General features: G+C 74.1%; 20 protein-coding genes. 15 read left to right on the top strand and 5 right to left on the bottom strand.

The window, feature by feature from the left end; genetic code table 11:
- Positions 1 to 121: 121 nt before the first annotated feature.
- From ACIPW5_RS20940 to sucD, 5 genes are all read left to right on the top strand, one after another.
- Positions 122 to 1,228: an AAA family ATPase gene (locus ACIPW5_RS20940; protein ID WP_401246880.1), complete on the top strand. Its 1,107-nt coding sequence runs from the start codon at positions 122 to 124 to the stop codon at positions 1,226 to 1,228.
- Positions 1,225 to 3,528 (top strand): DUF5682 family protein, encoded by a 2,304-nt coding sequence (locus ACIPW5_RS20935; protein ID WP_401246877.1) that lies wholly within the window; start codon positions 1,225 to 1,227, stop codon positions 3,526 to 3,528. The genes ACIPW5_RS20940 and ACIPW5_RS20935 overlap by 4 nt, the downstream gene beginning before the upstream one ends.
- Positions 3,525 to 4,670, top strand: coding sequence for a VWA domain-containing protein (locus ACIPW5_RS20930; protein WP_401246874.1), 1,146 nt, complete (start codon positions 3,525 to 3,527; stop codon positions 4,668 to 4,670). Before ACIPW5_RS20935 ends, ACIPW5_RS20930 begins: the two co-directional genes overlap by 4 nt.
- A gap of 263 nt (positions 4,671 to 4,933) precedes the next feature.
- A complete protein-coding gene (sucC, locus tag ACIPW5_RS20925; RefSeq protein WP_125818842.1) occupies positions 4,934 to 6,112 on the top strand; it encodes an ADP-forming succinate--CoA ligase subunit beta in 1,179 nt (392 codons plus the stop codon).
- Between the two features lie 21 nt (positions 6,113 to 6,133).
- Complete coding sequence (sucD, locus tag ACIPW5_RS20920; protein ID WP_401246870.1) at positions 6,134 to 7,024, top strand: succinate--CoA ligase subunit alpha; 891 nt, start codon at positions 6,134 to 6,136, stop codon at positions 7,022 to 7,024.
- 78 nt (positions 7,025 to 7,102) lie between these two features.
- Here the strand turns inward: sucD and ACIPW5_RS20915 are convergent, their stop codons facing one another.
- On the bottom strand, positions 7,103 to 8,815 hold the full coding sequence (locus ACIPW5_RS20915; protein WP_401246867.1) for a helix-turn-helix domain-containing protein: 1,713 nt from the start codon (positions 8,813 to 8,815) through the stop codon (positions 7,103 to 7,105).
- Positions 8,816 to 8,934: 119 nt separating this feature from the next.
- Between ACIPW5_RS20915 and ACIPW5_RS20910 the strand changes: the two genes are divergently transcribed.
- Positions 8,935 to 10,503, top strand: a complete 1,569-nt coding sequence (locus ACIPW5_RS20910) for a DUF6350 family protein (RefSeq protein ID WP_401246865.1) — start codon at positions 8,935 to 8,937, stop codon at positions 10,501 to 10,503.
- Between the two features lie 348 nt (positions 10,504 to 10,851).
- Here the strand turns inward: ACIPW5_RS20910 and ACIPW5_RS20905 are convergent, their stop codons facing one another.
- Positions 10,852 to 11,430, bottom strand: a complete 579-nt coding sequence (locus ACIPW5_RS20905; protein ID WP_401246862.1) for a hypothetical protein — start codon at positions 11,428 to 11,430, stop codon at positions 10,852 to 10,854.
- Between the two features lie 250 nt (positions 11,431 to 11,680).
- On the opposite strand from ACIPW5_RS20905, the gene purN reads away from it, so the two are divergent.
- A complete protein-coding gene (purN, locus tag ACIPW5_RS20900) occupies positions 11,681 to 12,304 on the top strand; it encodes a phosphoribosylglycinamide formyltransferase (protein WP_401246859.1) in 624 nt (207 codons plus the stop codon).
- Positions 12,301 to 13,884: a bifunctional phosphoribosylaminoimidazolecarboxamide formyltransferase/IMP cyclohydrolase gene (gene purH, locus ACIPW5_RS20895; RefSeq protein WP_401246858.1), complete on the top strand. Its 1,584-nt coding sequence runs from the start codon at positions 12,301 to 12,303 to the stop codon at positions 13,882 to 13,884. Before purN ends, purH begins: the two co-directional genes overlap by 4 nt.
- A gap of 74 nt (positions 13,885 to 13,958) precedes the next feature.
- Here the strand turns inward: purH and ACIPW5_RS20890 are convergent, their stop codons facing one another.
- Positions 13,959 to 14,711, bottom strand: coding sequence for an RDD family protein (locus ACIPW5_RS20890; protein WP_401246855.1), 753 nt, complete (start codon positions 14,709 to 14,711; stop codon positions 13,959 to 13,961).
- A 252-nt stretch (positions 14,712 to 14,963) separates the two neighbouring features.
- On the opposite strand from ACIPW5_RS20890, the gene ACIPW5_RS20885 reads away from it, so the two are divergent.
- Positions 14,964 to 15,824, top strand: coding sequence for a bifunctional methylenetetrahydrofolate dehydrogenase/methenyltetrahydrofolate cyclohydrolase (locus tag ACIPW5_RS20885; protein WP_401246852.1), 861 nt, complete (start codon positions 14,964 to 14,966; stop codon positions 15,822 to 15,824).
- 7 nt (positions 15,825 to 15,831) lie between these two features.
- Positions 15,832 to 16,320, top strand: coding sequence for a DUF3017 domain-containing protein (locus tag ACIPW5_RS20880; protein WP_401246849.1), 489 nt, complete (start codon positions 15,832 to 15,834; stop codon positions 16,318 to 16,320).
- Here ACIPW5_RS20880 and ACIPW5_RS20875 read toward each other — a convergent pair.
- Positions 16,307 to 17,200 carry a LysR family transcriptional regulator gene (locus tag ACIPW5_RS20875; RefSeq protein ID WP_401246847.1) on the bottom strand — a complete coding sequence of 298 codons (894 nt, stop codon included), beginning with the start codon at positions 17,198 to 17,200 and terminating at the stop codon, positions 16,307 to 16,309. The genes ACIPW5_RS20880 and ACIPW5_RS20875 overlap by 14 nt on opposite strands.
- Before the next feature lie 71 nt (positions 17,201 to 17,271).
- Here ACIPW5_RS20875 and ACIPW5_RS20870 point away from each other — a divergent pair, with 71 nt between their 5' ends.
- The 5 genes from ACIPW5_RS20870 (at position 17,272) to ACIPW5_RS20850 (ending at position 22,208) form a co-directional block, all read left to right on the top strand.
- Complete coding sequence (locus ACIPW5_RS20870) at positions 17,272 to 17,886, top strand: short chain dehydrogenase (protein WP_401246844.1); 615 nt, start codon at positions 17,272 to 17,274, stop codon at positions 17,884 to 17,886.
- 249 nt (positions 17,887 to 18,135) lie between these two features.
- On the top strand, positions 18,136 to 19,125 hold the full coding sequence (locus tag ACIPW5_RS20865) for a malate dehydrogenase (protein WP_401246841.1): 990 nt from the start codon (positions 18,136 to 18,138) through the stop codon (positions 19,123 to 19,125).
- A 136-nt stretch (positions 19,126 to 19,261) separates the two neighbouring features.
- Positions 19,262 to 21,001: a hypothetical protein gene (locus tag ACIPW5_RS20860; protein ID WP_401246838.1), complete on the top strand. Its 1,740-nt coding sequence runs from the start codon at positions 19,262 to 19,264 to the stop codon at positions 20,999 to 21,001.
- The gene (locus tag ACIPW5_RS20855) at positions 20,991 to 21,365 is read left to right on the top strand and encodes a hypothetical protein (RefSeq protein ID WP_401246835.1); all 375 of its coding nucleotides are present in this window, start codon (positions 20,991 to 20,993) and stop codon (positions 21,363 to 21,365) included. The genes ACIPW5_RS20860 and ACIPW5_RS20855 overlap by 11 nt, the downstream gene beginning before the upstream one ends.
- 3 nt (positions 21,366 to 21,368) lie before the next feature.
- Entirely contained in the window at positions 21,369 to 22,208 is an 840-nt protein-coding gene (locus tag ACIPW5_RS20850) for a hypothetical protein (protein ID WP_401246832.1), read from the top strand.
- On the opposite strand, the gene ACIPW5_RS20845 is transcribed toward ACIPW5_RS20850, so the two are convergent.
- Positions 22,209 to 22,727 carry a carboxymuconolactone decarboxylase family protein gene (locus tag ACIPW5_RS20845; protein ID WP_401246829.1) on the bottom strand — a complete coding sequence of 173 codons (519 nt, stop codon included), beginning with the start codon at positions 22,725 to 22,727 and terminating at the stop codon, positions 22,209 to 22,211.
- Between the last annotated feature and the right edge of the window lie 39 nt (positions 22,728 to 22,766).

Below are 22,766 nucleotides of genomic sequence, written 5' to 3'. Positions count from 1 at the left end.
GAGACCCCCACTGACAATCGCCCTGACCTGCAACGACGCCCGGAACAAGGGGCGTTGTCAGTGGCATGGTGCACGGTGGTCGAAGCAGTCGGGAGCGGCTGCCGAGCATTGGAGGGGGACCATGACCACGCCCGAGAGCAGCACCGGAACCGAGGCCCTGCGACCGCACGCCGAAGACGCCTTCGCGCACGAACTGAAAGCCCTCGCGGCCCAGGACGACCGGCCCCGCCCGGCCCGCTGGAAGCTCTCCCCGTGGGCCGTGGCCACCTACCTCCAGGGCGGCACCCTCACCGACGGGACCGTCATCACGCCCAAGTACGTCGGGCCGCGCCGGATCGTCGAGGTCGCCGTCACCACCCTCGCCACCGACCGCGCCCTCCTCCTGCTCGGCGTCCCCGGCACCGCCAAGACCTGGGTGTCCGAACACCTCGCCGCCGCCGTCAGCGGGGACTCCACCCTCCTCGTCCAGGGCACCGCCGGCACCCCCGAGGAAGCCATCCGCTACGGCTGGAACTACGCCCGCCTCCTCGCCCACGGCCCGAGCCGCGAAGCCCTCGTCCCCAGCCCCGTCATGCGGGCCATGGCCGAGGGCACGACCGCCCGCGTCGAGGAGCTGACCCGCATCCCGGCCGACGTGCAGGACACGCTCATCACCGTCCTGTCCGAGAAGACCCTCCCGATACCGGAGCTCGGCGAGGAGGTGCAGGCCGTGCGCGGCTTCAACCTCATCGCCACCGCCAACGACCGCGACCGCGGGGTCAACGAGCTCTCCAGCGCGCTGCGCCGCCGCTTCAACACCGTGGTCCTGCCGCTGCCCGCCACCGCCGACGCCGAGGTCGACATCGTCGCCCGCCGCGTCGACCAGATGGGCCGCGCCCTGGACCTGCCCGCCGCGCCCGAGGGACTGGAGGAGATCCGCCGGGTCGTCACCGTCTTCCGGGAACTGCGCGACGGCGTCACCGACGACGGCCGTACCAAGGTCAAGTCCCCCAGCGGCACCCTGTCCACCGCCGAGGCCATCTCCGTGGTCACCGGCGGCCTCGCCCTGGCCGCGCACTTCGGGGACGGCGTCCTGCGCCCCTCCGACGTGGCCGCCGGGATCCTCGGGGCCGTCGTCCGCGACCCGGCCGCCGACCGCCTCGTCTGGCAGGAGTACCTGGAGGCCGTCGTCCGCGAGCGGGACGGCTGGAAGGACTTCTACCGCGCCTGCCGGGAGGTGACGGCATGAGCCCCGGCACCGCGGGACCGCTGCTGCTGGGCATCCGCCACCACGGTCCCGGCTCGGCCCGCGCGGTGCGGGCCGCGCTGGACCGGGCGCAGCCGAAGGCCGTGCTGGTCGAGGGGCCGCCCGAGGGGGACGCGCTGCTCGCACTGGCCGCCGACCCCGGGATGCGCCCGCCCGTCGCCCTGCTCGCCCACGCCGCCGACGACCCCGCCAGGGCCGCCTTCTGGCCGCTGGCCGACTTCTCCCCGGAGTGGGTCGCCATCCGCTGGGCACAGGCCCGGGACGTGCCGGTCCGCTTCATCGACCTGCCCGCCGCGCACGCGCTGGCCGCGCCCGCGGAGGACGGGCCGGACGGGCCGGGGCCGGGCGACGGGGGAGCCGGACCGGTGGCGGTCGATCCGCTCGCCGTGCTCGCGGAGACCGCCGGATACGAGGACCCCGAGCACTGGTGGGAGGACGTCGTCGAGCACCGGGGCACGGGGGAGGTGCGGGACCCGCCGGCCGTCTTCGAGGCGCTGGCGGAGGCCATGGGCGCCCTGCGCGAGACCTACGGAGACGGCGGCCGCCCCCGCGACCTGATCCGCGAGGCGCACATGCGCCAGCGGATGCGGGCGGCCCGCAGGGAGTTCGGGGACGACTACGCCGTGGTGTGCGGGGCCTGGCACGTCCCGGCCCTGCGGGCCAGGACCACGGTCGCGGCCGACCGGGCCCTGCTCACCGGGCTGCCCAAGGTCAAGGTGGAGACCACCTGGGTGCCGTGGAGCCACCGCAGGCTCGCCCGGGCCGGCGGGTACGGCGCGGGCGTCACCTCGCCCGGCTGGTACGCGCACCTGTTCGCGGCCCGGGACCGGCCCGTCGAGCGGTGGCTGACCAAGGTCGCCGGACTGCTGCGGGAGGAGGACCGGCAGGTCTCCCCGGCCCACGTGATCGAGGCGGTCCGGCTGGCGCAGACGCTGGCCGCCGTGCGCGGCCGCCCGCTGCCCGGCCTCACCGAGACCCTCGAAGCGGTCCGGGCCGTGATGTGCGACGGTTCCGACGTCCCGCTCGCCCTGGTCGAGGACCGGCTCGTCGTCGGGAACGTGCTCGGCGAGGTCCCGGACTCGGCGCCCGTCGTACCGCTCCAGCGGGACCTGACGCGCCGGCAGCGCACGCTGCGGCTCAAGGCGGAGGCGCAGCGGCGGGAGCTGGAGCTGGACCTGCGCAAGGAGTCCGACGCGGCCAAGTCCCTGCTGCTGCACCGGCTGCGGCTGCTCGGCATCGACTGGGGGACCCCGACGGCCTCCCGGAGCGGCACGGGCACCTTCCGGGAGACCTGGCGGCTGTGCTGGGAGCCGGAGCTGTCGGTGCGGGTCGCCGAGGCCGGCATCTGGGGCACCACCGTGCCGGGGGCCGCCACCGCGAAGGCCGAGGCCGACGCGGCGGCCGCCCGGGAGCTCGGGGAGGTCACCGCACTGGCCGAGCGGTGCCTGCTGGCCGGACTCTCGGACGCCCTGCCCGCGGTGCTGCGGGCGCTCGCCGACCGGGCCGCGCTGGACACGGACGTGGCCCGGCTCGCCGGGGCGCTGCCCGCGCTGGCGCGCTCGCTGCGGTACGGGGACGTGCGGGGGACCGACGCGGAGGCGCTCGGCACGGTCGCCGCCGGGCTCGCGGAGCGGATCTGCGTGGCCCTGCCGCCCGCCTGCGCGGCCGGGCTCGACGCCGACGCGGCGGCGGAGCTGCGGGGCCACGTCGACGGGGTGCACGGGGCGGTCGGCCTGCTCGCCGACGCGGACCCCGGGCTCCGGGAGCGCTGGGCGGCGGTGCTGCGCACGCTGGCCGGGCGGGACACCGTGCCCGGGGGGATCCGCGGGCGGGCCGCGCGGCTGCTGCTGGACGACGGCCGGCTCCCGGCGGGCGAGACGGCGCGGCTGATGGGGCTCGCCGTGTCCCCGGCGGCCTCCCCGGCCGACGCGGCGGGCTGGATCGAGGGCTTCGCCGGGGGCCCCGGCGGCGGGACGCTGCTGGTCCACGACGAGCGGCTGCTGGGGCTGGTCGACGCCTGGCTGACGGCGGTGCCGGAGGGCGCCTTCATCGACGTGCTGCCCCTGCTGCGGCGCACGTTCGGGGCGTACGAGCCGGGGGTGAAGCGGACCCTGGGCGAGCTGGCCCGGCGCGTCCCGGGCACCCGCACGGCACCCGCCGGCGCCCCGCCGGGCTTCGCCCCGGACCTGGACCCGGCCCGCGCGGACGCGGTCGCGGACCTGGCCCGGCTGCTCCTGGGGACGGCGCCGGTACACGCGGAACGAGAGGGGATCGGGAGATGACGGAGAGCGGCACGCAGACCGCCGGGGACGAGCGGCTGCGGCGGTGGCGGCTGGTGCTCGGCGGCGAGGGCGACGGCACGGGCCGCGCCCTCGGCGGGCGGGACGCGGCGATGGACGGGGCGCTCGGGGCGCTCTACGGCGGCGGCCGGGCCCCGGGGGAGCGGTCCGGCGGGCTCGGCGGGTCCGCGCCGCGCGTCGCGCGCTGGCTCGGGGACATCCGTACGTACTTCCCGAGCCCGGTGGTCCAGGTCATGCAGCGGGACGCCATCGAGCGGCTCGGCCTGTCCGCGCTGCTGCTGGAGCCGGAGATGCTGGAGGCGGTCGAGCCGGACGTCCACCTCGTCGGCACCCTGCTGTCGCTGAACGGGGCGATGCCCGACACGACCCGGGAGACGGCGCGGGCCGTGGTCCGCAAGGTGGTCGAGCAGCTGGAGAAGCGGCTCGCGGCGCGCACCCGGGCCACGCTGACGGGCGCCCTGGACCGCTCCGCGCGGGTCGGCCGCCCCCGCCACCACGACATCGACTGGGACCGGACCATCCGGGCCAACCTGAAGAACTACCTGCCCGAGCACCGGACCGTCGTGCCCGAGCGGCTGGTCGGCTACGGCCGCGCCTCGCGGGCGGTGAAGAAGGAGGTGGTCCTCTGCATCGACCAGTCGGGTTCGATGGCGGCCTCGGTCGTCTACGCCTCCGTCTTCGGCGCCGTCCTCGCCTCCATGCGCTCGATCGCCACCCGGCTGGTCGTCTTCGACACGGCCGTGGTCGACCTGACGGACCGGCTCGACGACCCGGTGGACGTCCTCTTCGGCACCCAGCTGGGGGGCGGCACGGACATCAACCGGGCCCTGGCCTACTGCCAGTCCAAGATCACCCGACCGGCCGACACGGTCGTCGTCCTGATCAGCGATCTCTACGAGGGCGGGATCCGGAACGAGATGCTGGGGCGGGTGGCGGCGATGAAGGCGGCCGGGGTGGAGTTCGTGACCCTGCTGGCCCTGTCCGACGAAGGGGCTCCCGCCTACGACCGCGAGCACGCCGCGGCCCTGGCCGCACTGGGCGCGCCCGCCTTCGCCTGCACCCCCGACCTGTTCCCGGAGGTGATGGCGGCCGCGCTGGAGAAGCGCCCCCTGCCGGTCCCCTGACGGGCGGGCCGTCGGCGGATCGCACGAAGACGCAGCTCAACCGTGAGGCGATCTGTGACAGGTATCACCGCTCAGGTGTGATCCCTGATTTAGGGACCTACGGCCCACGGGGATAACCTGCGAGACGGACATGCCGCGTCCACGGTCACCGTGTGCGCCTTCCTAGTGACAGCGCCGTCACGTTGCCCTCCGCGGCACGCCCACGCAGATAGCAGACAAACCGCGAATCACTGCGAATCTTTGAAGACAAGGGACGGACGCGCGTGGACCTGTTCGAGTACCAGGCGAGGGACCTCTTCGCCAAGCACGGTGTACCGGTGCTGGCCGGTGAAGTCATCGACACGCCTGAGGCGGCTCGCGAGGCCACCGAGAAGCTGGGCGGCAAGTCGGTCGTCAAGGCCCAGGTGAAGGTCGGCGGCCGCGGCAAGGCCGGTGGCGTGAAGCTCGCCGCCACCCCGGACGAGGCCGTCGCCCGCGCGACGGACATCCTCGGCATGGACATCAAGGGCCACACGGTCCACAAGGTGATGATCGCCGAGACCGCTCCGGAGATCCTGGAGGAGTACTACGTCTCGTACCTCCTCGACCGCACCAACCGCACCTTCCTGGCCATGGCCTCCGTCGCGGGCGGCATGGACATCGAGCAGGTCGCCGAGGAGACCCCGGAGAAGCTCGCCAAGGTCCCGGTGAACGCCAACGAGGGCGTGACCATCGAGAAGGCCCGCGAGATCGTCGCCCTGGCGAAGTTCCCGGCCGAGGTCGCCGAGCAGGTCGCCGAGGTCCTCGTCACCCTGTGGAAGACCTTCATCGCCGAGGACGCGCTCCTCGTCGAGGTCAACCCGCTCGCGAAGGTCGCCTCCGGTGACGTCATCGCGCTCGACGGCAAGGTCTCGCTCGACGAGAACGCCGAGTTCCGTCAGCCGGGTCACGAGGAGTTCGTGGACCACGCCGCCGCGAACCCGCTCGAGGCCGCCGCCAAGGAGAAGGGCCTCAACTACGTCAAGCTCGACGGCGAGGTCGGCATCATCGGCAACGGCGCGGGTCTCGTCATGAGCACCCTGGACGTCGTCGCGTACGCCGGTGAGAACCACGGCGGCGTCAAGCCGGCCAACTTCCTGGACATCGGCGGTGGCGCCTCCGCCGCCGTCATGGCCAACGGCCTGGAGATCATCCTCGGCGACGCGGACGTCAAGTCCGTGTTCGTCAACGTCTTCGGTGGCATCACCGCGTGTGACGAGGTCGCCAACGGCATCGTCCAGGCGCTGCAGCTGCTCGAGGACCGCGGCGAGGCGGTCACCAAGCCGCTCGTCGTCCGCCTCGACGGCAACAACGCCGAGCTGGGTCGCAAGATCCTCTCGGACGCCAACCACCCGCTGGTACAGCGCGTGGACACCATGGACGGTGCGGCCGACAAGGCCGCCGAGCTCGCGGCTGCGAAGTAAGGGCAGAGGTCACAGACTCACATGGCTATCTTCCTCAACAAGGACAGCAAGGTCATCGTCCAGGGCATGACCGGTGCCACGGGCATGAAGCACACCAAGCTGATGCTGGCTGACGGCACCAACATCGTCGGCGGCGTGAACCCGCGCAAGGCCGGCACGACCGTCGACTTCGACGGCACCGAGGTCCCGGTCTTCGGTTCCGTCGCCGAGGCGATGGAGAAGACGGGCGCCAACGTCTCCGTCCTCTTCGTCCCGCCGGCCTTCGCCAAGGCCGCCGTCGTCGAGGCCATCGACGCCGAGATCCCGCTGGCCGTCGTCATCACCGAGGGCATCGCGGTGCACGACTCCGCCGCCTTCTGGGCGTACGCGACCGCCAAGGGCAACAAGACCCGCATCATCGGCCCGAACTGCCCGGGTCTGATCACCCCCGGCCAGTCCAACGCCGGCATCATCCCGGGCGACATCACCAAGCCCGGCAAGATCGGTCTCGTGTCCAAGTCCGGCACGCTGACCTACCAGATGATGTACGAGCTGCGCGACATCGGCTTCACCTCCGCCGTCGGCATCGGTGGCGACCCGGTCATCGGCACCACGCACATCGACGCCCTGGAGGCCTTCGAGGCCGACCCGGACACCGAGCTCATCGTCATGATCGGCGAGATCGGCGGCGACGCCGAGGAGCGTGCGGCGGACTTCATCGCGAAGAACGTCACCAAGCCGGTCGTCGGCTACGTCGCGGGCTTCACCGCCCCCGAGGGCAAGACCATGGGCCACGCCGGCGCCATCGTCTCCGGCTCTTCTGGCACCGCACAGGCCAAGAAGGAGGCCCTGGAGGCCGCCGGCGTCAAGGTCGGCAAGACGCCGACCGAGACGGCCAAGCTGGCGCGCGAGATCCTGGAAGCCGCCAAGTAAGCGGTCTCCTTGCGGACGCACGGGCGTGGCCCGCACCCTCCGGGGTGCGGGCCACGCCCTTCTTCCGTGCGGGCCGCCTCATTCCAGCCGCGGGTGGAGCCGGTGGGGGCCTGCGGCCGGGTCGGCGCGGAGCTTGTCCTGGAGCTCGCGGCTCGTCTCGGTGAGCCGCGGGGGACCGCTCAGCGGCGGGACCCCGGAGACGCTCGCGCCGGGGGCGACCGGCGGCTCGTAGTGGTCCGGGGCGGTGACGGTGGTGTACCCCGTCGAGGCGGCGATCACCGCGGTCAGGACGAGCGCGGCCCGCGCCAGCCGCCGGGCCCGGTGCTCGCTGACGGTGCGGACGACGGCCGCCGGGCGCGGCTCCAGGGACACGGCGGGGCGCACCGCGGCGAACCGCTCGCGCAGCATGGCCGACCGCCGTTCGGGGGGCACGTCCGCCAGCAGGGGGATCCGGCGGGCGAGTTCCGCGTGCGCGCGCAGCAGCCGGTGCCCGGTGGCCGGGGTGCTGGCCTCGGTCTCGGCGGCGGTGTCGGGCAGGTCGAGGCCGACGCCGTCGTAGAGCAGCACGGTCCGGCGGTGTACGGGCGGCAGGGCGAGCAGGGCCTCCAGCAGGATCCGGTCGGCGGTGTCGGCCGGGGGCCTGTCGGGGTGGCGGTGGGCCCGGCGGAACCGGTGCCAGGGGGAGAGGGCGTACTCGTGCGCGGCCGAGCGCACCCAGCCGACGGGGTCCCGGTCGGTGGCCACCTCGGGCCAGCGGCCCCAGGCCTGACGGAACGCCACCTCGACGGAGTGCAGCGCGAGGGCGCGGCGGCCGGTGAGCAGGTAGGCCTGGCGGACGAGCGCGGCCGCGGCGTGGTCGTAGAGGGCGTCGAAGGCCTCGACGGCGTCCCGCGGGGGCCTCGGGCGGGGCCCGTACACCGGCCCCCGGACGGGGGGCTCCGCCCCACCCTGCGGAAACGGTTCTTCCGAGGCGGCGGCGGGGCCGGGGGCGGGTGCCGGGGCGGCGTGCGGAAACGGTTCCTCGGGGGTGGTGACCCCGTCGGCGGGTTCGTCGTGGCCCACGGCCTGCCCGTCTTCCTGCCGGAAGGGGCCGTCCGGGGTCGGGCCGTCCGGGACGGGGCTGCTCGGGGCCGGGTCGCCGGAGGGCGGGCCGTATGCGGCCGGGTTGCCCGGCGCCTGTCCGCCCGGCGCCCGTCCGCCCGGGTCCGGTCCCTCCAGGGCGCGGCTGCCCAGGGGCGGGCCGCCCAGGGGCGGGCCGTGGTGGGGCGGGGTGCCCGGGACCTGTCCGCCCGCGGCGGGGCCGTCCGGGGCGGGTGCGCCCGGGTTCTGCCCGTCCAGGGCGGGGCTGCCCGGTGCGTGTCCGTCCAGGGTGGGGCCGCCCGGCATCCGGCCGTCGGGGGCGGGGCTGCCCGACGTCCGGCCGTCGGGGGTCGGGCCGTTCCGGGTGGGCTCGGGGGGCCAGTGGGTGGTCTGGGGCAGGGGGGTCGGCGGTTGGGTGGCGCGTCTGAGGAGGGTTCGGGGCCGGTGCGCGGGCGGGCCCGCCGCCACCGGCCGTACCGGTGCGGCCCCGGCGGTCGCGAGGCGGTCCAGGAGTCCCGCGTACGCCTCGCGCGTGCGCCCGCGGGGCTCGGTGCGCCCGCACTCCCAGGAACGGACGGTGGCCGCGGTGACGCCCACCTCCGCCGCGACCTCCTCGTACGTCAGCCCGCCCGACTCGCGCAGCCATCGGCGCTCCTCGGGGGAGGGGAGGCCCAGCTCCGAACCGGAGGACGCTTCGACGTCTGAGGTCATGCCACTCTCCCCGCGACACGGCTGCTCTGGGCAATAAAGTACATAAACGTATATTGAACGACACCACGGATAATCGGTCGTTACCCGGACATAGCGCGTGTCGAGGGCACCATGACGGGGTGACCCAAGTGACCGAACGCGGGACGCCGTTGCAGGAGGGGCCGCGGCACGCCGCGCGGCGCCGTTCGCCGGCGGCCGCCGCCTGCGTGTTGGGCGGCGCCGTGGCCGCCGGACTGGGGCTCGGCTTCCTCGCCGTGCTCGTGATCGTGCTGTGGATCAGCTCCCCGTACCCCGACAGCGGCCCGGGCGGTGCCCTGCACCTCGCCGCCGGGCTGTGGCTGATGGCCCACGGCACCCAACTCGTCCGCTACGAGACCCTCTCCGGGGTGCCCGCCCCCGTCGGCCTGGTCCCGCTCCTGCTCGTGGCCCTGCCCGTGCTGCTCATGCGGCGCGCGGCCCGGCTGGGCAGCGCCTCGGGGGACGCCGCCGGGGCAGAGGGGGACGAGGTGCTGCCGGCCGGTGCCGTCTTCTCCGCCGTGACCTGCGGCTATCTGACGGTCGGTGCGTTCGCCACCGTGTACGCGGCCGGCGGGCCGATGCCGGCCGACCCGCTCAGCGCCGCCTGGCACGTGCCGCTGGTGGCCGTGCTCGCCGCCGCCGGCGGGGTGTGGGCGGCCAAGGGCAAGCCGCTGGGTCCCCTGCCGGACTGGGTGCCCGGGGGCGTGCGCCGGGCCGTGGTCCGCCCCCGGTACGCGCTCGCGCTGCGTTCCGGCGCGGCCGGGGTGCTCGTCCTGCTGGGCGGCGGGGCCCTGCTCGTCGGGATCTCGCTGGCCTGGCACGGGGCGGAGGTGCAGAACTCCTTCCTGGCCCTGACCGGGGTGTGGTCGGGGCGGTTCGCGGTGCTGCTCCTCGCGGTGGCGCTGATCCCGAACGCCATGGTGTGGGGCGCGGCGTACGGGCTCGGGCCCGGGTTCGCCCTCGGCGCCGGGGCGGTGGCGACCCCGCTCGGGCTGGAGGGGGCCGCGGCGCTGCCGAGGTTCCCGCTGCTGGCGGCACTGCCCGCGCCGGGGCCGGGGACTCCGCTGACCTGGGCGGCGCTGGCGCTGCCGGTGGCGGCCGGGCTGACGGTGGGGTGGTTCGCGGTGCGGCGGGCGCGGGACGTCTCGTGCGGGGAGACCGCGCTGACGGCTGCCCTGGGCGCGGTGGTGTGCGGGCTCGGGATGGCGGGCCTCGCGGCGGCCTCGGCGGGGCCGCTGGGCTCGCGGGTGCTGGCGGGCGTGGGGCCCGTGTGGTGGACGGTGGGGGCCGCGGCGGCGGGGTGGACGCTGGTGCTGGCCGTGCCGTTGGCGGTGGGGGTGCAGGTGTGGCGGACCCGGCCGGTTCGCTCCGCGGGGGGCGGGGTGGAGGACGCGTGGCACGACCCGGGGGTGCGGGAGCTTCGGTGGGAGGCGTTGCGGAGGGCGGCCGAGCCGCTGGTTGCTCCCGCGGCGGAGGCCCCGCCCGCGGCTCCGCCGGCGGCTCCGCCGGTGGTCGTGGCTCCGGTGGCTGCGGCTCCGCCGGTGGTCGTGGCTCCGGTGGAGCCCGTGCCGGTGCCGGTGGTTCCCGTGGTGGTGGTTCCCGCGGAGCCGGTGCTCCCGGCCGGGGTGGTGGGGGCGCGGGTGCTCGCGCGGCGCCGTCCGGCCCCCTGACCGGGCTGCCGCTGCGCGGGGCGAGGTCCCCTACCCGCCCTTCCACCGTTCCCTGGGGCTCCGCCCCAGACCCCGCGCCTCAAACGCCGGCGGGGCTGAAAGGCGGGGCGGGAAGAGCCGGGCGCTGTGCGCCCGGTGCGCTCAAACTCCCCCAGCTACCGCTGGGAGGTGCCCCCGACGCGGGCTGGAATTCGCGCAGCGAATTTCCAGCCCCGCCGGCGTTTGAGGCGCGGGGGTCTGGGGGCGGAGCCCCCAGGGGGTCCGGGGCGGAGTCCCGGGGAACGGGCGAAGGGTGGGGCGGGGAGCAGCCCCGCGCAGCGGGCCAGCCACCCGCACCCCCCGGGAGGGTCAGCGCTGGACGCGGAGGATCTTGCCGACCATGTTGTCCGGGAGGAGCGTGTTGCACTGCAGTTCCGCCGTGCGGGTCAGCGCGTCGTCGCGGCAGACGAAGAAGTCCTTGTACGCCAGCTGCAGCGCGTACGAGCTGCCCGCCAGCAGCAGCGCCAGCGAGGCCGTGACCAGGCCGCTCACCGCCGCCGCCCGCTGCGGGCGGGCCGCCGGGCCGAGGGCGGACAGGCCGCCGGGGTTCGCGTCGGTGGCCGGGCGGCCGCGGAGGGCGCTGATGCCCCAGTACATGGCCAGCGCGCCCAGCAGCAGCCCCACCGAGGGGATCCCGAAGATGCCGAAGAAGAAGCCCCACATGCCGGCGAGGAGCGCGTAGCGGGCGCGCCGCTGGACCGGGTCCATGGGGTCCCACCGGGCCGGGCCGCCCTCGCCGGGTTCCGTGGGGCCGCCGCCGCCCGGACCGCCGCCGTCCTGCGGCCGCTGCGGCTGCCGGGGCTGCCACGGCTGGTCGGGCCGGCCCTCCGGCGGTGCCGCGAAGGGGTTGTCGTCGGTCGAGGGGTCGGGCTGGCGGCGGTCCGGCATCGAGTGTGTGACTTCCCCTGTGTCGTGCGCGGCCCGCGCCCCCGCGTACCAGGGCGCGTTCCGCGTCGTTCGCGGCTTGTACACCAGACGCTACCGCCCGGCCGTCCCCCCGTCCCTCGGGGGCGGTCCGGTGTGCCGGTATCGTTGCAGGCGGTCAGTGGCTTCGTATGGTTCCCCGTATATCGGTACCCCGAAGTTTCGTATGACCGCACAAGACGAACGTCGCAAATCCTGTGAGAAAGGGCCTCCCATGGCCGCCTCCCGCCTGGTCGTGCTGGTTTCCGGCTCCGGCACCAACCTCCAGGCCCTGCTCGACGCCATCGAGGCCCACCCCGGCGGAGCCGAGGGATTCGGGGCCCGGGTCGTCGCCGTCGGCGCCGACCGCGACAACATCGCCGGCCTGGAGCGGGCCGAGAAGGCGGGGATCCCCACCTTCGTGTGTCCGGTGAAGGCCTACGGCAGCCGTGCGGAGTGGGACGCCGCGCTCACCGAGGCGACCGACGCCCACGCACCGGACCTCGTCGTCTCCGCCGGGTTCATGAAGATCGTCGGGAAGAGCTTCATCGACCGCTTCGGCGGCCGGTTCGTCAACACCCACCCCGCCCTCCTCCCGGCCTTCCCCGGAGCGCACGGGGTGCGTGACGCCCTCGCGTACGGGGCGAAGGTCACCGGCTGCACGGTCCACTTCGTGGACAGCGGCGTGGACACCGGTCCGATCATCGCCCAGGGTGTCGTGGAGATCCGGGACGGGGAGGACGAAGTCGCGCTCCATGAGCGCATCAAGGAAGTCGAGCGCCAGCTGCTCGTCGACGTCGTGGGGCGCCTGGCCCGGCACGGCTACCGCATTGAGGGACGAAAGGTAACAATCCAGTGACCGCCAACGAAACGACGACGGCTACGACCCAGCGGCCGATCCGCCGCGCGCTCGTGAGTGTCTACGACAAGACGGGACTGGAAGAGCTGGCCCGCGGCCTGCACGAGGCGGGCGTCGCGCTCGTCTCCACGGGCTCCACCGCGTCGAAGATCGCCGCCGCCGGGGTGCCCGTCACCAAGGTCGAGGAGCTCACCGGCTTCCCCGAGTGCCTCGACGGCCGCGTCAAGACCCTCCACCCCCGCGTGCACGCCGGCATCCTCGCCGACCTGCGCCTGGAGGACCACCGCAACCAGCTCGCCGAGCTGGGCGTGGAGCCCTTCGACCTGGTGATCGTCAACCTGTACCCGTTCCGGGAGACCGTCGCCTCCGGCGCCACCCCCGACGAGTGCGTCGAGCAGATCGACATCGGCGGCCCCTCGATGGTCCGTGCCGCCGCCAAGAACCACCCCTCGGTCGCGGTCGTCACCAGCCCCGCCCGCTACGCCGACGTCCTCGCGGCCGCCCAGGGCGGCGGCTTCGACCTGACCGCCCGCAAGCGGCTCGCGGCCGAGGCCTTCCAGCACACCGCCGCCTACGACGTGGCCGTCGCGTCCTGGTTCGCCAACGCGTACGCCCCGGAGGGCGAGGAGGGCGACCTGCCCGAGTTCCTCGCCGGCGCCTGGGAGCGCAAGTCGACCCTGCGCTACGGCGAGAACCCGCACCAGGCCGCCGCGCTCTACACGGACGGCCAGCCGGGCGGGCTCGCCAACGCCGAGCAGCTGCACGGCAAGGAGATGTCCTTCAACAACTACGTGGACACCGAGGCGGCCCGCCGCGCCGCCTACGACCACGAAGAGCCCTGCGTCGCGATCATCAAGCACGCCAATCCGTGCGGCATCGCGGTCGGCGCGGACGTCGCCGAGGCGCACCGCAAGGCGCACGCCTGCGACCCGCTGTCGGCCTTCGGCGGCGTCATCGCCGTCAACCGCCCGGTGACCGTCGAGCTCGCCGAGCAGGTCGCGGAGATCTTCACCGAGGTCATCGCCGCCCCCGGCTACGAGGACGGCGCGCTGGAGGTCCTCGCCAAGAAGAAGAACATCCGCGTCCTGAAGGTGGACGGCACCCCGCACCAGCCGGGCGACCTCAAGCCCATCAGCGGCGGCGTGCTGCTCCAGCACTCGGACGTGTTCCAGGCCGAGGGCGACGACCCGGCGAACTGGACGCTGGCCACCGGCGAGGCGCTGTCCGCCGAGGAGCTGGCCGGGCTCGCCTTCGCGTGGAAGGCCTGCCGCGCCGTCAAGTCCAACGCGATCCTGCTCGCCAAGGACGGCGCCTCGGTCGGCGTCGGCATGGGCCAGGTCAACCGCGTCGACTCGGCGAAGCTCGCCGTCGAGCGGGCGGGCGCCGAGCGCGCGCAGGGCTCGTACGCGGCCTCGGACGCCTTCTTCCCCTTCCCGGACGGGCTGGAGATCCTGACCGCCGCCGGTATCAAGGCCGTGGTCCAGCCGGGCGGTTCGGTCCGCGACGAGCAGGTCGTCGAGGCCGCGCAGAAGGCCGGAGTGACGATGTACTTCACCGGTACGCGCCACTTCTTCCACTGACCCGGAAGCGCAGCAACGGCGAAGGCCGCGTCCCGCAGTGCGGGACGCGGCCTTCGCCGTCGAACGGGTACTGCTTACTTCTTGACGACGATGGTGCCGGCGGCACGGTCGTGCCAGCCCTGGAGCTTGCCCGAGTTGTCGAAGAAGGGGGAGAGGTAGACCAGGATCTGGCCGATGCCGCAGAGGACCGAGCCGACCATCGGGATGATCCAGCGGATGAAGCCGCCGCCGATGCCGGGGACCTGACCGGTGTTCTCCTTGACGACCTTCAGGCCGAGGGCCATCTTGCCGACGGTCGCGCCCACGAACGCGATCATCAGCCATTCGTAGAGCAGGGTCGCGAGGCCGAGGATCAGCAGACCGCCGAAGAAGGCCGCGAAGATGCCGCCCGCGGCCTCGCCGGCCTGGGCCGACGCCTCGTTGAGGCAGGTGCTGTACTCGGGGGACAGCGGGTCGATGCCCGAGCAGTCCTTGATGTCACTGGCGGCGCCGAAGGCACCCGCGAACACGACGGAGCTCAGGATGAAGTACAGGACACCGATGATCAGACCATCGATGACGCGGGCGCCGAAGCGGCGGCCCATCGTGGCGACCTGGACCGTGCCGAGGCCGGCGACGTTGATGTAGCCGTTGTTGGCCTGGAGGGTGCCCGGCGCCTGGGGAGGGACGCCGTAGGGCTGCTGGCCCTGCTGCGGGTAGCCGTAGCCGGGCTGGCCCTGCGGCGGGACGCCCTGCGGGGCCTGCTGCGGGTAGCCGTAGCCGGGCTGGCCCTGCGGCGGCTGCTGAGGCTGCTGCCCGTAGGGGTTGTTCGGGTCGCCGAAGCTCATCTGGGTCTTTCCTCCGTGAAGTGCGGGGACGCACGGCACGCTGGAGGACACTTGCTTCTGCGGTACGCCCCCCGGCACTGCCCGCGGCACTCTTTCCGATCGTCTTGCTGCCCGTCATCGTGGTGGGCCCGCACCGGGCTTGTCCAGCCAGTTGCCGGAGCGGGCCAGACTTGTTGTGCAAGTGCAATCAAGAGTGCGATCCGGCCGAGGTCCGATTGGAACCCGGGTCGCCCCATCCGGGAGGATGCCCTCATGACCGCCCAGATTCTCGATGGCAAGGCCACCGCGGCCGCGATCAAATCCGAACTGAAGGCCCGCGTGGAGCAGCTGAAGGCGCGGGGGGTCACCCCCGGCCTCGGCACCCTGCTGGTCGGCGACGACCCGGGCAGCCGCTGGTACGTCAACGGCAAGCACAAGGACTGCGCCGAGGTCGGCATCACCTCCATCCGCCGCGAACTGCCCGGCACGGCCTCCCAGGAGGAGATCGAGGCGGTCGTCCGCGAGCTGAACGAGGACCCCGACTGCACGGGCTACATCGTCCAACTCCCGCTCCCCAAGGGAATCGATACCAACCGGGTCCTGGAGCTGATGGATCCGGCCAAGGACGCCGACGGCCTGCACCCCACCTCGCTGGGCCGGCTGGTGCTGGGCGTGCAGGGCCCGCTGCCCTGCACCCCGTACGGGATCGTCGAGCTGCTGCGCCACCACGGGGTCGAGATCAACGGCGCGCACGTCGTCGTCCTCGGACGGGGCATCACCGTCGGCCGCTCCATCGGGCTGCTGCTCACCCGCAAGTCGGAGAACGCCACCGTGACGCTGTGCCACACCGGTACGCGCGACCTGGCCGGGCTGCTGCGGCAGGCGGACATCGTGGTGGCGGCGGCGGGCGTCCCGCACCTGGTGAAGCCGGAGGACGTGAAGCCGGGCGCGGCGGTGCTCGACGTCGGCGTCAGCCGCGACGAGAACGGCAAGATCGTCGGGGACGTCCACCCGGGCGTCGCCGAGGTGGCGGGCTGGATCTCCCCGAACCCGGGCGGGGTCGGCCCGATGACGCGGGCGCAGCTGCTGGTGAACGTCGTCGAGGCGGCGGAGCGGACCACCAGTGCGGGCTGAGCACGACGTGAGCGGTACGGGCGGGACGCCGGAAGAGGCGCCCCGCCCGCAGGACGGCCCGGCCCCGGCGGCGGACCCGGACCCGGAGCCGGGCCCGGCCCCGGCGGTCGCGCGGTCGCGGCGGTTCCCCACCGTCACGCAGGACACGGCCCGCCCCGAGGGCGGTGGCCGCGCCATCCCGGGGGCGGTGTCCACGCCGGCCCGTCAGTGGCCGATGCTCAGCGTCCTCGCCGCCACCGCGGTGGGGTTGCTGACCACGGCGGTGGGGCACCCGCGGATCGGCTGCCTGGTGATCGGCGTGGCGCTGGTCGCGGCGGCCGTGATGCGCCGGGTCCTGCCCTCGGTCGGCATGCTCGCGGTGCGCTCCCGCTTCACGGACATGATCACGTACGGGGTGCTGGGCGTGGCCATCACCCTGCTCGCGCTGGTCATGGAACCCGAGCCGTGGCTGCAGATCCCCTTCCTGGAGAGCGCCGTCCGCTTCACCGTCCGCTGACGACCTCCCCGAGGGCGTCCAGGGCCGCGGCGACCGCCGGGCGGGTCTCCGTACCCGCCCGGACCAGCGCCTGGAGCACGCGCCCCCGGCCCGGCAGTTCCACCACCGCCGTGCCGGGCGGCGGGGCGTCGCACAGCAGCTTCGGCAGGACCGATGCGGCCCGGCCGGCGGCGACCAGCCACAGCCCGGCCCGCAGGTCGGAGCACTCGTGCGCGATGCGCGGGGTGAACCCGGCGTTGCGGCAGACGTGCACGAGCATCTCCCGGCAGCTGCTCGGGGCGGGCGCCGAGACCCAGTCGGCCCCGCGCAGCGCCGCGGGCCCCTCCCGCTCGTAGGCCGGCAGCAGCGCCTCGGGCAGCGCCAGGCACAGCGGGTCGTCGAACAGCGGGACGGCGGTGGTCCCGCTTGCGGGCGCGGCGCCGAGCAGCGGGTACGCGTACGTCACCGCGAGGTCCAGGCGCCGCCCGCGCAGCTGCGGCACGGCCTCCTCGGGGTCGGCCTGGACCACCCGCGGCCGCAGCCCGGGGTGGCGCCGGGCCAGCAGGGCGACGAGCGGCGCGGCCACCGTCGCGAGCGCGCTCGGGGCGCAGCCCACGTACAGTTCGCCGGCCGGGCCGGTGTCGAGGGCCCGTACCGCCCCCTCGGCCCGCTCCAGCGCGGCCAGCACCGGTTCGCAGGCGGCCGCCAGGGCCGCGCCGGCGGGGGTGAGCCGCAGTCCGCGCCCCTCCCGCTCGACGAGGACGGCCCCGGCCTCGGCTTCGAGGGCGCGCAGCTGCTGGGAGACGGCGGAGGGGGTCACCCGGTGCAGCTCGGCGACCACGGTCACCTTCCCGTGCTCGGCGAGGTCCCGCAGGATCACCATCCGCTTCACATCAAGCATGAGTTCAGCTTAACGATGGGTGTAGGCGAAGTAGCTGGACTTCACGATGGGCTGGGGCGGATGCTCGGCGTATGAACGCTCCCCGCAAGGTGCTCCTGGTCGGAGCCAACGGAACCCTCGGCAGCGCGGTCCGCACGGCCCTGCGCGAGCGCGGCCACGAGGTGGTCACCGCCTCCCGCAAGGACGCGGACGTGTACGTCGACATCACCGACCCGGAGTCCGTCCGGGCGATGTACGACGCGGTCGGCCCCGTCGACGCCGTGGCGAGCGCCGCCGGCAGCGTCCCGTGGCGCCCCCTGTCCGAGCTGACCACCGCCGACGTCCGCGCGGGCCTGGAGGGCAAGGCCGTCAGCCAGATCGAGCTGGTCCGCCAGGGCGCCCCCCGGCTCCCCGCGCACGCCTCCTTCACCCTGGTCACCGGCATCCTCGCGCGCGAACCGCTGCTCACCGGCTCGGTCGCCTCCCTCGTCAACGGCGCCGTCGAGGCCTTCGTGCGGGCCGCCGCCATCGAACTCCCGGGCCGTCAGCGGATCAACGCCGTCAGCCCGACCGTCTTCACCGAGTCCCTCGACGCGTACGGGGACGCCTTCGCCGGCTTCGACCCGGTACCGGTCGCCCGTGCGGCGAACGCCTACGTCAAGTCCGTCGAGGGACACCGGACGGGCGAGGTCTTCCGGGTGGAGTAGGGGAGCGGGAGAGCAGGGGAGTAGGGGCCGCACACCCGTCCGGGCCTTCGAAACCTCCGCCCCCGGGCGCCCGTGTGCCGTGCACCACAGGGTCCGGGGGATTGGGGGCCCCGCGGGTCGGATAGCCTGACCGCGGATGTCTCTTCACGTCAAGATTCACAGGACAGGGAAGCGGCGTCCTCCCCAGTCTTTGGGGTCCAGCACATGGGGCGGGGACGCCCCACCGCCAGCTGTCTAACGGAGAAGGCCATGACCCGCACTCCCGTGAATGTCACTGTCACCGGCGCCGCCGGCCAGATCGGCTACGCGCTGCTCTTCCGCATCGCGTCCGGCCACCTGCTCGGCGCGGACGTGCCGGTCAAGCTCCGCCTCCTGGAGATCCCCCAGGGCATGAAGGCCGCCGAGGGCACCGCCATGGAGCTCGACGACTGCGCCTTCCCGCTGCTCAAGGGCATCGACATCTTCGACGACCCGAACAAGGGCTTCGAGGGCGCCAACGTCGCGCTGCTCGTGGGCGCCCGCCCGCGTACGGCCGGCATGGAGCGCGGTGACCTGCTCGCCGCCAACGGCGGCATCTTCAAGCCGCAGGGCGCCGCGATCAACGCGCACGCCGCGGACGACATCAAGGTCCTGGTCGTGGGCAACCCGGCCAACACCAACGCGCTCATCGCGCAGGCCGCCGCCCCGGACGTACCGGCCGAGCGCTTCACCGCGATGACCCGCCTGGACCACAACCGCGCGATCACGCAGCTGGCCCAGAAGACCGGCTCGGACGTCACCGACATCAAGCGCCTGACGATCTGGGGCAACCACTCGGCCACCCAGTACCCGGACATCTTCCACGCGGAGATCGCCGGCAAGAACGCCGCCGAGGTCGTGAACGACCAGGTGTGGCTCGCCGACACCTTCATCCCGACCGTCGCCAAGCGCGGCGCCGCGATCATCGACGCCCGTGGCGCCTCCTCGGCCGCCTCGGCCGCCAACGCCGCCATCGACCACGTGCACACCTGGGTCAACGGCACCGCCGCGGGCGACTGGACCTCGATGGGCATCCCGTCGGACGGCTCCTACGGCGTCCCGGAGGGCATCATCTCCTCCTTCCCCGTCACCACCAAGGACGGCAAGTACGAGATCGTCCAGGGCCTGGACATCAACGAGTTCTCCCGTGCGCGCATCGACGCGTCCGTGAAGGAGCTCGTCGAGGAGCGCGACGCGGTCCGCGAGCTCGGCCTGATCTGATCCACCCGTCCCGACCAGGCACTTCACCGGAAGGCCTGATCGGTACGGAACCCGAAGCGCCCCGTCCGAACCCGGCCGGGGCGCTTTGGCGTGAAAGCGCCTGTCCAGCCATGTAGGCGGAAAATAAGGTCGCCCGGTGACCGACCACCTGATTCCCCATCAGCCCGGCGGTGAGGGCGGCGCTGCCGGAGCGGACCTGCGGGACGGCCGACCGCCGGTGCACCCCTCCGTCAGCGAGGCCGGCCGCCTCCTGTGCGCCGGGACCTACCTCGACGCGGCGTACCGCGATCGGGTGATCGACGAACTGTTCGTCCACGAGGAGCGGATCGCCGCCCCCTCCTACGGCTTCGACGCCGCCCGGGTCCTCGCCCACGCCCTGCGCGCCCGCCGCGTCGAGCTGGCCTGGGCCGCCGGGGTCATCGGGGCCTGGTTCACGGGCTCCCTGCTGACCGGCGGCGGCATCATGCTGCTGCTCGTCCCCTTCCTGCTGCTGAGCCTCGCCACCTGGCTGCGCGCCCGCGGCAACTACCTGGTCCGCCTCCTGGGCATCGTGGTCCAGGTCTACGCCTCGCTGTCGCTCTTCGTCGTCGTCCTGGCCCTGCTGGGCGCCGCGACCGGCGAACTCGTCGCACTCCTGGACTTCCGCAACCTCTTCAACCTGTTCGACTCCTCCGGCCACAGCAGCTACCGCCCCTCCGGGCCGTCCGGCCGGTTGACCGCGTGGCTGACCCCCGTCGTGTTCGCGGCGATCGTCACCGTCGTCGGACTCCAGCGCGGGCACGCCGCCCGCATCGTCCTGCGGGAGCTCTCCCCGGCCCGGTACGCCGACCAGGCCAACGACCCCGCCGAGACCGGGCAGGGCGCCCGCTTCCGGCGGGTCCGCCACCGCATCCGGAACGAACAGCACTCCCCGCTGGTCATGTACGACGTCAACGCCCCCTTCACCGGGGCGGGGGAGGCCTTCCGGCCCTGGCAGCTGTCCGTGGAACTGCGCCCCCGCGACGACCTCGGCCCCGGCCGGAAGCCGGAACCGGTCACCAACGCGCACATCGTCGGACGCATCACCCCGCTCCTGCACGCCCTGCGCGTCCCCTCCCCGCACGGCTCGCGGGAGGCGCAGGAGGCCGTCCTGGACCGGCTGCGGGAGCTGGCCGTGGACGAGTGCGTCTTCCTCCCGGCCAACGGCCTGCCGCACCGGGACGCGGCCCCGGTGTCCCCCGCACAGTTCGCCGAGCACCGCCTCGGGGCCATCGAGGAGGGCGGGGAGCGGCGCAGGCACTTCCTGCGCATCCGGGTCGGCGGCTGGGACGAGAACCTCGTCGTCACCGTCTTCGTACGGGTCCACACCCAGGGCGGCATGCTGATGCTGGAAGTGGCCCCGCACGTGCTGCTCCCCGTGCGCGCCGGGTTCCAGAACGCCGACGCGGCCGCCCAGCGGCTGCTGAACAACACCTGGCTCGGCAAGGCGGCCGACGCGCTCACCGCGACCCCCGGCTCGTTCGCCGCCTCCGTCGCCACCCTGGGCCGCGGGTCCCGCAGCGGGAGCCGGATCGCCACCGGGGGCCACGGCGGCGCCCGCCCCGAGGGGCCGGCGGTGTCGGTGCGGGAACTCGCCTCGACGGACGAAGGCTCCCTCTTCCACCTCATGGACCTCGACCGGTATCTGAAAACGATCCAGGACCGGGTCGTCGGCGGGGTTACCGTCGCCCTGCACGAAGCCGGCTGGCACACGGAGGAGTTCTCGCGGCGCGCGGTCACCGTCGCCGAGGGCGGCGTCTACATCCAGTCGATGAACAACAGCGCCGCCAGCTTCGGCGGCAGCCACAACACCAACACCGGCGGCACGAGCGGCAAGGGGAGCAGCGGTGGGAACTGACGACGACGCACGCGGGATCAGGATCGGCGACGTCCACGGCAGCGCCTTCAGCATCGGCGGCAGCCACAACAGCAACGCCGTCCACCACGGAGGCGGTGCCCAGGACGGTGCGCCCGGCGCCGAGGAACTGCTGGAGGCCGTGCGCGACCTGCGCGCCGCCCTCGTGCGGCTGCCCCGCAGCACCGAGCGCTCCGAGCTCGACGCCGAACTCGACGGGGCGGCCGGGGAGCTGGAGGGGGCCGGGGAGATCCGGCCCGGCCTGCCCGCGCGGCTGCGCGGGGCGCTGGAGCGGTGGGCCCCGCTGGTGGAGACCCTGAGCGCGGCCACCGCGCTGGGCGGGCTGCTCACCTCGCTGGGAGGCTGACCGGTGTCCTCGTCCGACGGCGCCCGCTGGGACCCGCAGTCGCAGCGCTGGGTGTGGGGTCCGCCGCCGTCCGCGGACGCCGGCCTGCCCCCGATGCCGCCGGCGCACCCGCAGCCCGGCCGCGGCTACGACGAGCCGTGGCCCCCGATGGCGCCCGGGCCGACGCCCCCGCCGCCGCCCCCGCCGGGCGGCGGCGGCCAGTGGCGCACCCCGGTGCTGGTCGGGGTGGCGGCGGCGGTCGTGGGCGGCGCCGCGGTGGCGTCGTGGATGCTGCTCGGCACCGACGGGGACAAGAAGGGGGCGGCCCCGCCGCCGGCCTCCGCGTCGGGAGGGCCCTCGACCCCCGGGCCCGGTCCCTCGTCACCCGCGCCCACGAGCCCGTCACCGAGCCCCAGCCCGTCGGCGGGCACCGGCTACACGCTGGTGCGCAACGAGAGCGGCTTCTCGGTGGCCGTCCCCACCGGCTGGGAGCCCAGCACCAACGAGACGGGCAGCGGCTCCTTCTACCGGAAGCCCGGGGACCGCAGCGCCCTGCTCCAGATCTTCCGGATCACCGAGAGCAGCTCCATGGGCTCGTGCACCCTGCTCCAGGTCTCCTCGGACCAGCTGAGGGCGAACCCGGGCTACCGGGAGGTCTCCATCGACCCGGCCGGCGGGAGCGGCTGCGAGCTGGTCTACGAGTACGACAGCGTGGATTCCAACGGCCGCCGCCGGGGCATCGAGCGGATCGTCACCACCCCGGGCGGCGGCCGGTGGGCGCTGCTGGCGGCCGGACCGGCCGCCGACGCCACGACCACCCGCGCGAACCTGACGGCGGCCCTGGACTCCTTCCGCCCGGACTGATCAGGCCTTCTTGGCCGCCGGCGGGGTGTAGTGCCCGGGGGTCATGCGGGTGGTGACGCCGATCCGGTTCCAGACGTTGATCGTCGCGATGACGGCGATCAGCTGGGCCAGCTCGGCCTCCTCGAAGTGCTTCGCGGCCCGCGCGTACACCTCGTCCGGCACGAACCCGTCCGTCAGCACGGTGACGGCCTCGGTCAGCTCGATCGCGGCCAGCTCCTTCTCGGTGTAGAAGTGCCGCGACTCCTCCCAGGCGCCGAGCAGCAGGATGCGCTCCACGCTCTCGCCGGCGGCGAGCGCGTCCTTGCTGTGCATGTCCATGCAGAAGGCGCAGTGGTTGAGCTGGGAGGCGCGGAGCTTGACGAGCTCGACGAGGCTCGGGTCGAGGCCCTTCTTCGCCGCGATCTCCAGGCCGATCACGGCCTTGTAGACCTCGGGGGCGACCTTCGCGTACTGCATCCGGGGGGCGTGCTCGGGGGCGAGCCCGGCGGTGTGGGCGTGGGTGCTGGTCTGGTTGCTCATGTGTCCAACGTAGGGGCCGAGCGGCCCGCCGATATGGTC

This window comes from Streptomyces sp. NPDC090077 (genome assembly GCF_044747545.1).
GTDB lineage: Bacteria > Actinomycetota > Actinomycetes > Streptomycetales > Streptomycetaceae > Streptomyces.
The sequence above is the reverse complement of the archived record's forward strand: the minus strand, read 5'-3'. Positions and strand labels throughout refer to the sequence as shown.

Bases quoted from the DNA above. Each gene is read 5' to 3' on its own strand.
- ACIPW5_RS20930 (WP_401246874.1), top strand. From the start codon at position 3,525: ATGACGGAGAGCGGCACGCAGACCGCCGGGGACGAGCGGCTGCGGCGG.
- ACIPW5_RS20890 (WP_401246855.1), bottom strand. From the start codon at position 14,711: ATGAGCTTCGGCGACCCGAACAACCCCTACGGGCAGCAGCCTCAGCAG.
- ACIPW5_RS20905 (WP_401246862.1), bottom strand. From the start codon at position 11,430: ATGCCGGACCGCCGCCAGCCCGACCCCTCGACCGACGACAACCCCTTC.
- ACIPW5_RS20870 (WP_401246844.1), top strand. From the start codon at position 17,272: ATGAACGCTCCCCGCAAGGTGCTCCTGGTCGGAGCCAACGGAACCCTC.
- purN (WP_401246859.1), top strand. From the start codon at position 11,681: ATGGCCGCCTCCCGCCTGGTCGTGCTGGTTTCCGGCTCCGGCACCAAC.
- ACIPW5_RS20885 (WP_401246852.1), top strand. From the start codon at position 14,964: ATGACCGCCCAGATTCTCGATGGCAAGGCCACCGCGGCCGCGATCAAA.
- ACIPW5_RS20845 (WP_401246829.1), bottom strand. From the start codon at position 22,727: ATGAGCAACCAGACCAGCACCCACGCCCACACCGCCGGGCTCGCCCCC.
- ACIPW5_RS20935 (WP_401246877.1), top strand. From the start codon at position 1,225: ATGAGCCCCGGCACCGCGGGACCGCTGCTGCTGGGCATCCGCCACCAC.
- ACIPW5_RS20915 (WP_401246867.1), bottom strand. From the start codon at position 8,815: ATGACCTCAGACGTCGAAGCGTCCTCCGGTTCGGAGCTGGGCCTCCCC.
- ACIPW5_RS20865 (WP_401246841.1), top strand. From the start codon at position 18,136: ATGACCCGCACTCCCGTGAATGTCACTGTCACCGGCGCCGCCGGCCAG.
- ACIPW5_RS20875 (WP_401246847.1), bottom strand. From the start codon at position 17,200: ATGCTTGATGTGAAGCGGATGGTGATCCTGCGGGACCTCGCCGAGCAC.
- sucD (WP_401246870.1), top strand. From the start codon at position 6,134: ATGGCTATCTTCCTCAACAAGGACAGCAAGGTCATCGTCCAGGGCATG.
- ACIPW5_RS20940 (WP_401246880.1), top strand. From the start codon at position 122: ATGACCACGCCCGAGAGCAGCACCGGAACCGAGGCCCTGCGACCGCAC.